Annotated in this window: 12 protein-coding genes; 5 read left to right on the top strand and 7 right to left on the bottom strand. The window is 58.3% G+C overall.

All coding sequences use genetic code 11. The annotated features are described in order from the left end of the window. Positions 1-28: 28 nt before the first annotated feature. From aroK to AFK63_RS00115, 6 genes are all read right to left on the bottom strand, one after another. Complete coding sequence (gene aroK, locus AFK63_RS00140; RefSeq protein WP_004386573.1) at positions 29-550, bottom strand: shikimate kinase AroK; 522 nt, start codon at positions 548-550, stop codon at positions 29-31. Positions 551-845: 295 nt separating this feature from the next. Further along, on the bottom strand, positions 846-2,099 hold the full coding sequence (hofQ, locus tag AFK63_RS00135; protein WP_081642101.1) for a DNA uptake porin HofQ: 1,254 nt from the start codon (positions 2,097-2,099) through the stop codon (positions 846-848). Continuing rightward, positions 2,011-2,388 carry a HofP DNA utilization family protein gene (locus AFK63_RS00130; RefSeq protein ID WP_038867190.1) on the bottom strand — a complete coding sequence of 126 codons (378 nt, stop codon included), beginning with the start codon at positions 2,386-2,388 and terminating at the stop codon, positions 2,011-2,013. The genes hofQ and AFK63_RS00130 overlap by 89 nt, the downstream gene beginning before the upstream one ends. 19 nt (positions 2,389-2,407) lie before the next feature. After that, the gene (locus AFK63_RS00125; RefSeq protein WP_038867095.1) at positions 2,408-2,884 is read right to left on the bottom strand and encodes a HofO family protein; all 477 of its coding nucleotides are present in this window, start codon (positions 2,882-2,884) and stop codon (positions 2,408-2,410) included. After that, on the bottom strand, positions 2,868-3,305 hold the full coding sequence (locus AFK63_RS00120; RefSeq protein ID WP_236613138.1) for a PilN domain-containing protein: 438 nt from the start codon (positions 3,303-3,305) through the stop codon (positions 2,868-2,870). Before AFK63_RS00120 ends, AFK63_RS00125 begins: the two co-directional genes overlap by 17 nt. A gap of 113 nt (positions 3,306-3,418) precedes the next feature. Then, positions 3,419-4,210, bottom strand: a complete 792-nt coding sequence (locus tag AFK63_RS00115) for a type IV pilus biogenesis protein PilM (protein ID WP_038867092.1) — start codon at positions 4,208-4,210, stop codon at positions 3,419-3,421. Positions 4,211-4,329: 119 nt separating this feature from the next. On the opposite strand from AFK63_RS00115, the gene mrcA reads away from it, so the two are divergent. Continuing rightward, a complete protein-coding gene (gene mrcA, locus AFK63_RS00110) occupies positions 4,330-6,882 on the top strand; it encodes a peptidoglycan glycosyltransferase/peptidoglycan DD-transpeptidase MrcA (RefSeq protein WP_038867091.1) in 2,553 nt (850 codons plus the stop codon). Between the two features lie 78 nt (positions 6,883-6,960). Here the strand turns inward: mrcA and nudE are convergent, their stop codons facing one another. Next, positions 6,961-7,521, bottom strand: coding sequence for an ADP compounds hydrolase NudE (gene nudE / locus AFK63_RS00105; RefSeq protein ID WP_038867187.1), 561 nt, complete (start codon positions 7,519-7,521; stop codon positions 6,961-6,963). A gap of 337 nt (positions 7,522-7,858) precedes the next feature. On the opposite strand from nudE, the gene AFK63_RS00100 reads away from it, so the two are divergent. The 4 genes from AFK63_RS00100 (at position 7,859) to hslO (ending at position 12,043) form a co-directional block, all read left to right on the top strand. Then, positions 7,859-9,997 (top strand): intracellular growth attenuator family protein, encoded by a 2,139-nt coding sequence (locus AFK63_RS00100; protein ID WP_038867090.1) that lies wholly within the window; start codon positions 7,859-7,861, stop codon positions 9,995-9,997. A 62-nt stretch (positions 9,998-10,059) separates the two neighbouring features. Beyond that, positions 10,060-10,740, top strand: coding sequence for a GMP/IMP nucleotidase (gene yrfG / locus AFK63_RS00095; RefSeq protein WP_038867088.1), 681 nt, complete (start codon positions 10,060-10,062; stop codon positions 10,738-10,740). Then, positions 10,740-11,141: a ribosome-associated heat shock protein Hsp15 gene (gene hslR, locus AFK63_RS00090; protein ID WP_038867087.1), complete on the top strand. Its 402-nt coding sequence runs from the start codon at positions 10,740-10,742 to the stop codon at positions 11,139-11,141. The genes yrfG and hslR overlap by 1 nt, the downstream gene beginning before the upstream one ends. 23 nt (positions 11,142-11,164) lie before the next feature. Further along, complete coding sequence (gene hslO, locus AFK63_RS00085; RefSeq protein ID WP_038867086.1) at positions 11,165-12,043, top strand: Hsp33 family molecular chaperone HslO; 879 nt, start codon at positions 11,165-11,167, stop codon at positions 12,041-12,043. The last annotated feature ends 11 nt before the right edge of the window (positions 12,044-12,054 follow it).

The raw sequence follows: 12,054 nt of genomic DNA, 5'->3' as shown, positions 1-12,054 counted from the left end.
CCGCAGGTGAGTAAGGATTTCGCCGGAATCAGTTATTTTCCAGCATATGGATAATCTGGTTAGCCACGACTTTTGCGCTCTGATCGTCAGTACGGATAGTGACGTCGGCAATCTCTTCGTACAGCGGATTACGTTCGTTAGCGAGCGCTTCGAGCACTTCACGCGGCGGCGTATCGACCTGTAACAGCGGGCGTTTTTTATCGCGCTGAGTACGGGCCAGCTGCTTTTCGATAGTGGTTTCCAGATAGACCACCACGCCACGCGCGGAGAGACGATTGCGGGTTTCGCGGGATTTGACAGAGCCACCGCCGGTCGCCAGTACAATACCCTGTTTTTCCGTCAGCTCATTGATGACTTTTTCTTCGCGATCACGGAAACCTTCTTCGCCTTCTACATCGAAGACCCAGCCGACATCAGCCCCGGTACGTTTTTCGATCTCCTGGTCGGAGTCGTAAAATTCCATGTTGAGCTGTTGTGCTAACTGACGCCCAATAGTGCTTTTGCCAGCACCCATAGGCCCAACCAGAAAGATATTGCGTTTCTCTGCCATTTTTTCGGTACTACTAAGACAATTCGTTGATGATAAACCCGCGAGCAATAACCCTGAGCTGCGGGAAATGAACTGAAACCTCTTAAGCGATAGTGCGAGAGTCAGATCAAAAATTATCTCAACACTCAAGGTAGTTTGGCAACCGAATAAATCACCGCGTCTGACGCACAGGAGTGAAAAAACAACAACGGATGCACCGCCTCCGACCGACTCTCAAATCGGTACTCCTTGTATGCTAATTCCACCCCGGCGTCAAACATCCGGCGACGATAATGGCTAAAAACTCCCGTGCGGATCAGGCTCCGTTGATAATATGCGGCGTAATAAACACCACCAGTTCGCGTTTTTCGTTGTCTTTGCCGTCATGACGAAACAGGCTCCCAAAGAGCGGAATATTTCCCAATACCGGCACCTGTTCATTCCCGGCTTTATTTTTTTGCTGGAAAATTCCGCCAAGCGCCAGCGTTTCGCCGTCTTTTACTTCCACCTGCGTTTCTATTTCTTGTTTATCAATCGCTAACACTTCGCCATCGGCCTGTTGCAGCGCCTGGCCCGGCATGTTCTGGCTGATGCGAAGCTTAAGCCGGATGCGTCCGCCCTGCCCGATAGTCGGCGTTACTTCCATGCCGAGCACTGCTTCTTTAAACTCCACCGACGTCGCGCCGCTCTCGCCGCTTGATACCTGATACGGGATCTCGCTGCCCTGCTTAATACTGGCGGGTTGCTGATGCGCGGCGAGTAGCCGCGGGCTGGCGATGATCTCCACCTTTTGTTTTTGCTCCAGCGCCGAAAGCTCAAACTCCAGCATACGCCCGTCGATACGACCGATATTAAAGCCCAGCCGCGTAGTGGCATCGGCGACCGCCAGGTCAGCGGAAATGGTGGTGGGGTGATACAGTTTCGTGGCGCCTTCGGCGTCGGCGGTGCTCCACTTAACGCCCAGCTCACGCAAGCTCTGCTGATTAATCGTCACGATATGCGCCGCCAGCTCTACCTGTCCTACGGGAATATCCATCTTCGTGACCCACTCCTGCACCTGACGCAGCGCGCTGGCGGTATCGCGGATCAACAAGCGATTAGTGCGTTTATCCACCGTGACGCTGCCACGCGGCGTCATCAGTTTATCCCCGAGCGCGGCGAGCGACGCGGCAAGCTCCGCCGCCTCGGCATGGCGCAGCATGACAGTCTCGCTGATCAGTGGCAGATTCAACGCCTGCTGTTGGCGTGACGCCTCGCGCTGAGCCAGCTTTTGCTGCTCCCAGGCCTCCGGATATACCCGCAGAATGTTGTTCTCTTTCCGCCAGCGCAGACGCGCGCTCTCTGTGACCATCTGAAACGCCTGCTGCCACGGCACGTTTTGCAGGTGCAGCGAGACAACACCGTCTACGCCCGGCGCGATCACCAGATTCAGTTGCTCGCTCTCCGCCAGCGCCTGTAAAAGCTGTATGACCGGCGTCTCATCAGCGACCAGAGAAACGCCCGGGCTCGCGGGCGCGGCGCAGGCGATTTTCGCTGCGAGTAATAATAAAGGAAGGGATCTCCTTATCATGATGCGCATCCTTAAGTGTCCATACCAGAACCGAAGGGCGACACCCTTCGCCATTTTTTAACGTCGCCTTAACGGCGTCTGCCCCGATGATCTGCCAGCCTGTCGGAAGCATCGCGCCGGGGCTTAACCGCAGCCACGTTTTTGCCGGCGTCTGCAACAGCACTCGCACCGCCCCGCCTTTCTGGACCATGCCGCCGTAGCGCCAGAGTGAGGCCTGATGCAACTGACAACGCGCCTGCGGCGGCGCAAACGGGTCGCGACTGGCGAAGGCTGGCAAAGACACGAGCAACAGCAGCGCCCACAGCGCGTTACTTTTCATGGGTGCGCCCCAGTTGTAAAGTCAGGCGCAGCGTCTGCCCGCTGTCAGCACGCAGCGCGAACCCATGCGCCAGCATGTCGCTTCGCGCGAGCCCGGCGAAAATCGCCGGCACGTTCGGCCAGGCCAGCGCCAGTTCAAGCTCTCCCGTTTCGCCCTGCGGCTGCCAGCGGATGAGGTGCCCCTCCGCACCGGTATTCAGCGCATGCGGCGAGAACGGCGTCAGGACAAGCTGCGCCTCAAGCGCCGCGGCTTCGCGTTGCCTGTCGGGCAGCGCCGCGCGCTGCCGTTGTAAATTGCGTAGCGTCACGGCCTGCTGTTGAAGCTGCGCCTCCAGCGGGTTAATGCTGCCGGCCAGCGGCGCCAGCCCCCCGTAAGCCGTCCCCACAAGCAACGCTAACCAGCCGCCTGCACAGGCCGTACGCAGCGACGCCGGGCCGGTAAGCCAGCGGTCAATAAACAGGCGCATCGGCAGCCTCCTTTTGCAGTGAAACGCTAAACCGCCAGTAGCCCTCCTGTTCCCGGCGCGTTTCGCCAGGCGTCAGCCGCGTAAAGGGCGCAAGCCCGCGCAGCTTCTCCTCAAAAAGCGTGAGCGCCTGCGGCTCGTAAGCGTTGCCAGTGATCTCCAGCCGATTGTCGTGAAAGTGCAGCCCCGTCAGCCAGAGCGATTCTGGCAGCGCGTCGGCGAGCGTCATCAGGCGCTGCTGCCATGCCGCGACCTCCTGACGGCGGCGCTCCCGCTGCTGCCAGCGCGCCTTAAGCGACTCATAAGCCGCCTCGGCGTTTTTCGCCTGTTGTAGCTGCGCCTTTTGGGCGGTAATGGCGAGCGTTTGCGCCTCAAGTCGCTGCTGAAGCACCCGCTGCTGCCTGGCGATAACGCGATAAGTCATACCCGCTGCAAGCGCTGTGACCCATGCTGAGAGAAGAAAAAAAGTGCCCCACCGAATAAGCCGCGTGCGCCGCCGCACATGCCGCCACGGCAGCAAATTAACGTGCCGCCGCATTACGCCGCTCCCAGCGCCAGTCCGATCGCGACGGCGAAGCGCCAGGGCGTATCCGGCTTCGGCGGGCAGGCCCAGGTGACGGCCTGCCACGGGTCGAACAGTTGCCAGCCTTTGTCTTCTTCCGGTAACGCGCCGCACAGGGCTATCTCCTGCGCCTGCACGCCAAGTTGCGTGCCAAGCGCCGCCAGCCCTTCGACGCCCGGCGTTGCGCACACGCCCCAGCGCTCGCGGGTTGCCCACAACCACTGCGCCCCCGACTGCGCTACCACAGCCTGACAGGCCTCGCCGGTATACGGGAAAAAGCAGGCCAGCGCGCTGGCGTCGGGCGTCAACGCGGCAGGCGTGAAGCGCAACGCGCGGGCGCAGGCCATTAGCTCCGCCACCTCAGCGGCGCGCGCGGCCGTTACCGCATACGCGTTGCCGTCCCGGCTTTCGGCAAAGTCAAACGCCAGCGCGTCGGGCGGCAGTGAGAGCTGGCGCGCCGCGACGGCGCCGAGCCACGCCTCGCACTCCGGTTCACACAGGGCGGTGGCGGGCCGGGGAAGCTCCCGTTGCAACGTGCGCTGCGCCGGGAATCCAAGCCGGATCGATGCCGCGCGCGGGAGCTGCGCGCGCCACGGCGTCAGCGCTTCGATTAACGCCTGCCGTCGCTGTTCATCATCCTGATAAGGCGTCAGCGGAAGCGCCCACCAGCGCTGCTGCTTCCAGCCGCCTCGCCTGAGGGAGAGCGCGACAGCCATCACGCTATCTGATTGAATATGTAAGCCAATTTTCCATTCCGTGCCGATCATTTTCGAGGTTCTCCCTGTCCCGCTAAATGAAAATGCCATATCAATGCTTCTGGCTTGCCTTTATACTACCGCGCGGTTGTTTATAAACTGCCCAACAGAAACTAAATGGGAAATCCTCGGTGAAGTTCGTAAAGTATTTATTCTTCCTTGCAGTCTTTTGCATTCTGCTGGGAGCTGGCTCGATCTACGGTCTGTATAAATTTATCGAGCCGCAGTTGCCTGACGTCGCCACGCTGAAAGATGTGCGGCTCCAGATCCCTATGCAGGTGTATAGCGCCGACGGCGAACTGATCGCCCAGTACGGCGAAAAACGCCGTATTCCGCTGACGCTGAACCAGATCCCGCCGGAAATGGTGAAAGCGTTTATCGCCACAGAAGACAGCCGCTTCTACGATCACCACGGCGTCGATCCGATCGGGATTTTCCGCGCCGCGAGCGTCGCGCTGTTTTCCGGCCACGCCTCGCAGGGCGCGAGCACCATTACGCAGCAGCTGGCGCGTAACTTCTTCTTAAGCCCGGAACGCACCCTGATGCGTAAAATCAAGGAAGCCTTTCTCGCGGTGCGTATTGAGCAGTTGCTGACGAAAGATGAAATCCTTGAGCTTTACCTGAACAAAATTTACCTCGGCTATCGCGCCTACGGCGTGGGCGCCGCCGCGCAGGTGTATTTCGGCAAAACGGTAGATCAGCTCTCCTTAAGCGAAATCGCGGTGATTGCCGGTTTGCCGAAAGCACCTTCGACCTTTAACCCGCTTTACTCGCTCGATCGCGCTACCGCGCGCCGTAATGTCGTGCTGTCGCGTATGCTGAGCGAAGGCTATATCAGTCAGTCGCAGTATGACGACGCGCGCAGCGAAACCATTAACGCCAACTATCACGCGCCGGAAATCGCGTTTTCCGCGCCATACCTGACCGAAATGGTGCGTCAGGAGATGATCAGCCGTTACGGCGAAAACGCCTATGAGGACGGTTATAAGGTTTACACCACCATTACCCGCCGTATTCAGCAGGCCGCGCAGAAAGCGGTGCGCGATAATGTGATGGATTACGATATGCGCCACGGTTACCGCGGCCCGTCTAACGTGCTGTGGCGCGTGGGCGAAGCGGCGTGGGATGATAAGAAAATCACCGATTCGCTGAAGGCGCTTCCGACCTACGGGCCGCTGCTGCCTGCCGTGGTAACGTCAGCCACCCCGGACGAAGCCACCGCCCTGCTGGCAGACAGTTCCTCTGTCTCGCTGAAAATGGACGGCGTGCGCTGGGCGCGCCCTTACCGCTCCGATACCGCGCAGGGCCCGACGCCGCGCCGTATTACCGACGTGTTGCAGGCCGGCCAGCAGATTTGGGTACGTAAAGTTGATGACAGCTGGTGGCTTGCTCAGGTGCCGGACGTGAACTCGGCGCTGGTCTCCATCAACCCGAAAGATGGCTCGGTGCTGGCGCTGGTCGGCGGCTTCGATTTCAATCAGAGCAAATTTAACCGCGCCACTCAGGCGCTGCGTCAGGTAGGCTCTAACATCAAACCGTTCCTGTATACGGCGGCGATGGACAAAGGTCTGACGCTCGCGAGCATCCTGAACGACGTGCCGATTTCCCGCTGGGATGCTGGCGCGGGCTCCGACTGGCGGCCGAAAAACTCCCCACCGGAATATGCCGGGCCGATTCGTCTGCGCCAGGGTCTGGGGCAGTCGAAAAACGTGGTGATGGTTCGCGCCATGCGTGCGATGGGCGTCGACTACGCGGCGGAATATTTACAACGGTTCGGCTTCCCGGCGCAGAATATCGTGCATACGGAATCACTGGCGCTGGGCTCTGCCTCCTTCACGCCGTTGCAGGTCGCGCGCGGCTATGCGGTGATGGCGAACGGCGGCTTCCTTGTGGACCCGTGGTTTATCAGCAAAATCACCAACGCTCAGGGCGAACCGCTGTTTGAGGCGAAGCCGAAAATCGCCTGCCCGGAATGCGATATTCCGGTTATCTATGGCGAAACGCCGAAGTCGGACGTGCTGGAAAATAAAGACGTGGAAAACGTGGCGACATCCGCAGAACAGCGGAACGCGCCGGTGCCGATGCCGCAACTGGAACAGGCAAACCGCGATCTGGTCGCGCAGAGCCCGGCGCCGCAGTACGCGCCGCACGTGATAAGCACGCCGCTGTCGTTTTTAATTAAAAGCGCGCTGAACAGCAATATTTTCGGCGAACCGGGCTGGCAGGGAACAGGCTGGCGCGCGGGGCGCGACCTCCAGCGTCGTGATATCGGCGGTAAAACCGGTACGACCAACAGTTCAAAAGATGCATGGTTCTCGGGTTACGGGCCGGGCGTCGTGACGTCGGTCTGGATAGGCTTTGACGATCACCGCCGCGATCTGGGCCGTACCACGGCCTCCGGTGCGATTAAAAACCAGATTTCAGGCTACGAGGGCGGCGCGAAAAGCGCGCAGCCAGCCTGGGATGCGTATATGAAAGCCGCGCTGGAGGGCGTGCCGGAAGAGCCGCTAACGCCGCCGCCTGGCGTGGTGACGGTGAATATCGACCGCAGCACGGGCCAGCTGGCGAACGGCGGCAACAGCCGGGCGGAGTACTTTATCGAAGGCACGCAGCCGACCCAGCAGGCCGTGCATGAAGTCGGCACAACGATTATCGATAACGGGGAAACCCACGAGCTGTTCTGATACAACGACAAACGCCCCGTCATGGGGCGTTTTTTTATGGGGCGCGTTATATACGCCTGTTGCTGCGCGTTTTGCTTTTTACAGTCTGCCGTGCATCTTCAGCCATTCGCGCACTAAAAACAGCGCGCTGACATTTCGTGCCTCACTGAAATCCGGATCTTCCAACAAATCCATCATATGCGCCAGCGGCCAGCGCTCCTGTACCAGCGGCTCAGGCTCATCGCCTTGCAACGTTTCCGGATACAGATCTTCCGCCACCAGGATATTCATTTTGCTGGAGAAATAAGACGGCGCCATGGTGAGTTTTTTCAGGAAAGAGAGCTGATTTGCGCCGAAACCGACCTCTTCTTTTAATTCACGGTTCGCCGCTTCATAAATATTTTCACCCGGATCGATAAGCCCTTTGGTAAATCCCAGCTCGTACGATTCGGTGCCGACGGCATATTCGCGAATTAATATCAGATGGTCGTCGATAATCGGCACGATCATAACCGCTTCACGCTCGGAAGGACGCATACGTTCATAGACGCGCTGCTCGCCGTTGCTGAACGCCAGGCTCACCTGTTCGATATTGAAAAGGCGTGAACGGGCTACCGTTTCGATATTTAAAATAGTGGGTTTTTGTAGGGATTTATTCATATTAACCGGCCACCGGGTAACAATATCTTTGCTCATTGTGCGACACACCGCACGGTTCGGGCAATGCGAATCGTTTTTTTATTTACATTCCGGCAACCTCGCACGCGCATAAAACCCAAATACCCATTTATGTCAAGAGGTTGAATTTAAAATAAGAATTTGCTGATATTTCCGGCCTTCTCGCTTTGCTAACATTGATTTACTGCTGGTATGCCTCAAATAATTTCATTCGAATTGAACCCATACCTGTCGATTTTTGATCATTGTTCTGCCTTAATGTTGCATAGGCAATACTTGTTTACATTTGCACTGAGTACCGTGATTTGATGGGGAAAGCATGAGCACTTTGTTGATTTTCGTCGCTGCTATGCTGGCCTGCATCGTCATTGCAGGCTGGTGGATAAAGCGCAAAATTCGCCCCCGTCATCCCCGTTTACCCGCCCAGGTGTTTGCTGGCGCCACGACCCGTAAACTCAGCAGTGAAGAGCGTAGCGCCATCGAAAGCTATCTGGAAACGCTATCGCGTTTTCAGGATTCGCCGACGCCGACCGGCGCCATCAAAGCGCCCGTAAAATTAACGCTGACACAAAACAGCGGCACCGTCTACAGCATCCGTCGCGCCATCACCCGCTACGGCCTGTCTTCCGATGACCCGAACAAATGGCGCTACTACCTGGATTCGGTGGAAGTGCACCTGCCGCCATTCTGCGAGCAATACATTACCGACGATAACAGCGTCGAGCTTATTCGTACCGCGACGCTGCCGCTGGTTATCTCGCTTAACGGCCATTCGCTGCAGGAACATGTGCATGAGGCGCGCGGCTATGTGCTGGAAGGGCCGACGTCTGGCCTGGCGTCCATTCGCGGCGAAGAGAGCGAGCAGATTGAACTGCTGAATATACGCCAGGAGACGCAGGAAGAGCACGCGCTTGGCCGCCCGGACGGGCTGCGTGAGGCGCTGCTGATCTGCGCCTCATTCGTGCTCTTTTTCCTCTGTCTCGTGACGCCGCCAGTCATGCTTCCCTGGCTTGCCGGGGGTGCGATTCTGCTCCTCGGCGCGGGCCTGTGGGGGCTTTACGCGCCGCCGGCGAAAACGGCGCTGCGCGAAATTCACTGTCTGCGCGGCACGCCGAAACGCTGGGGCCTGTTTGGCGAAACCAATCAGGAACAGCTTAATAATATTTCGCTTGGCATTATCGATCTCATCTATCCGGCCCACTGGCAGCCGTTTATCGCTCACGATTTAGGGCAGAAAACGGATATTGATATCTATATGGATCGCCATGTCGTGCGCCAGGGTCGTTTTCTGTCGCTGCATGATGAAGTCAAACATTTTCCGTTGCAGCACTGGCTGCGTAGCGCGGTCATCGGCGCGGGCGCGCTGCTGGTATTGCTGCTCCTGACGCTCTGGGTGCCGCTCGATATGCCGTTCAAGCTGACTATCTCGTGGCTTAAAGGTGCGCAAACGGTCGAGGCGACCAGCGTCGCGCAACTGGAAGAAGCGGGCCTGCGTGTCGGCGATACGCTGCGTATTGACGGCACCGGCATGTGTAACATTCATCTGCCGGGCCGCTACACCACGCGCCAGAACTACCCGTTTATGCCGTTCGACTGCTCGCAAATTCTCTGGAATAACGCAAGCCCCCTGCCCCTGCCGGAATCCGACACGGTGACCAAAGCCACTGCGCTGGCAGAGGCGGTAAATCGTCAGCTGCATCCGCAGGAAGGCGACACCAAAATTAACCCGCAACTGGCCTCGGCCATTCAGAAATCGGGCATGGTGCTGCTGGATGATTTCGCCGAGATCGTGCTGAAAACCGAAGCGCTGTGTACGGGCGAAGAAGAGTGCGTAAGGCTTAAAAACGCGCTGGTGAACCTCGGCAATACCAAAGACTGGCCGTCGCTGGTCAAACGCGCCGGCGAAGGCAAGCTCGACGGCATTAACGTGCTGCTGCGCCCGGTCAGCGCCGAATCGCTCGATAATCTGGTCATCGCCTCGACGGCGCCATTCTTCGTGCGCGAAACCAGCCGCGCCGCGCAGTCGCTGAACAGCCCGCCGCCGGGCGGCTTTATGATTGTCAGCGACGAAGGCAAGGATATGGTCAACCAGCCGCTGCCGCCGACGTCGTTGTATGACTTCCCGCCGCAGGAGCAGTGGAAAGAGTTCCAGCGCCTGGCCGGTATGTTAATGCAGACCCCGTTCCACGCGGAAGGCGTCGTCACCAGCCTGCGCACCGATGCTAACGGCACGCAGCACGTCACGCTGAGCAGCGTGCCGGACAGCGCCGGGCTGTGGCGCTACTTCGGCACGTCGTTGTTAATGCTAATTATGCTCGTCTGCGCGCTCTATAACGGCGTCGTAGCCCTGCGCCGCTGGCAGCGCAGCCGCACCCGCATTGAAGAAATCCAGCGCTATTACGAAAACTGCTTTAACCCGCAGCTGGTCCCCTCCGCAGATATTCGCCCCCTGTTCTGATAATCCGGCGGCGACAGGTTTATGGTAACCTGTCGCCCCTTTTTCCTCAGGCGGGAGTTCCTATGCCTATTGATATCGCCTGGCAGGAGGTTGATACCGTTCTGCTGGACATGGACGGCACGCTGCTCGATCTGGCGTTCGATACCTTTTTCTGGCAGAAGCTGGTCCCCGAAACCTTGAGCCAGCAGCGCGGCATTCCGCTGGATGACGCCCACCACCAGATCCGCGCCGAATATCATGCCGTGCAGCATACGCTAAACTGGTACTGTCTGGATTACTGGAGCGATCGCCTGGGGCTGGATATCTGCGCCATGACGACGGAACAGGGGCCGCGCGCGTTGATACGCGAAGACACCGTGCCGTTTCTCGACGCGCTGAAAGCCTGCGGTAAGCGGCGTATTCTGCTAACCAACGCGCATCCGCATAATCTGGCAGTAAAGCTTGAGCATACCGGGCTTGCTCAGCACCTTGATTTATTGCTTTCCACCCACACATTTGGTTATCCAAAAGAGGATCAGCGGTTATGGCAGGCCGTTGCCCGGCACACCGGTCTTGACGCGTCGCGCACGCTGTTTATCGACGACAGCGAGCCGATTCTCGACGCCGCCGCGCGGTTTGGTATTCGCTACTGTCTCGGCGTCACCAATCCTGATTCAGGCGTTGCGGATAAATGCTATCAGCGCCATCCGGCGCTTGGCGATTACCGTCGTCTGATCCCCTCGCTGCAAACCGAGGAGTCGTGATGAAAGAAAAATCCACCGAAGGAGTTCGCCTGGACAAATGGCTCTGGGCGGCGCGCTTCTATAAAACCCGCACACTGGCCCGCGAGATGATCGAAGGCGGCAAAGTGCACTACAACGGGCAACGGACGAGACCGAGTAAAATTATCGAACCGAACGCAGTATTAACGCTGCGTCAGGGAAACGATGAACGCACGCTGGTGGTGAAAGGAATAACCGACCAGCGTCGCCCGGCAGCCGAGGCGGTACTGCTGTACGAAGAGACGGCAGAAAGTATCGAAAAGCGTGAAAAACTTGCGCTGGCGCGTAAACTCAACGCCCTTTCCATGCCGCATCCGGATCGTCGCCCGGATAAAAAAGAGCGCCGCGATCTGATCAAATTTAAATTTGGCGACAGCGAATAACCGTCACGCCAGGAGAGAGAATAATGGCTCAACACGACCAACTACACCGCTATCTTTTTGAAAATTATGCCGTGCGCGGCGAACTGGTGACGGTTTCAGAAACCTGGAAACAGATCCTTGAAAACCATGACTATCCGCTGCCGGTTAAGACGCTGCTGGGCGAACTGCTGGTCGCCACCAGCCTGCTGACCGCCACGCTGAAATTCGCGGGCGATATTACCGTGCAGCTGCAAGGCGACGGACCGATGACGCTTGCGGTTATTAATGGCAACAATCAGCAGCAGATGCGCGGCGTCGCGCGTGTGCAGGGCGAAGTTCCGGCGGACGCGGACCTGAAAACGCTGGTCGGCAACGGCTATCTGGTCATCACCATCACACCGGAAGAAGGCGAACGCTATCAGGGCGTAGTGGGGCTGGAAGGCGATACCCTGGCCGCATGCCTGGAAGATTACTTTATGCGTTCCGAACAGCTGCCGACCCGCCTGTTTATCCGCACCGGCGAAGCGCAGGGACAGCCAGCCGCAGGCGGTATGCTCCTGCAGGTGCTGCCGGCGCAGGATGCCCAGACGGACGACTTTAACCATCTGGCGACGCTGACCGAAACCATTAAGGCGGATGAGTTGTTCACGCTGCCTGCCAATGAGGTGCTGTGGCGTCTCTATCATGAAGAAGAAGTGACCGTTTACGATCCGCAGGCAGTGGAGTTCAAATGCACCTGTTCGCGTGAACGTTGCGCAGACGCGCTGCGCACGCTGCCGGATGAAGAAGTCACGCAGATTCTGGAAGAAGATGGCGAAGTGGATATGCACTGTGACTACTGTGGCACCCACTATGTGTTCGACGCGATGGATATCGCCGGGATCCGCAAAAACGCCTCTCCGGCCGATCCGCAGGTGCATTAATACCTGCTGCG

The organism is Cronobacter muytjensii ATCC 51329, from assembly GCF_001277195.1.
GTDB lineage: Bacteria > Pseudomonadota > Gammaproteobacteria > Enterobacterales > Enterobacteriaceae > Cronobacter > Cronobacter muytjensii.
The sequence above is the reverse complement of the archived record's forward strand: the minus strand, read 5'-3'. Positions and strand labels throughout refer to the sequence as shown.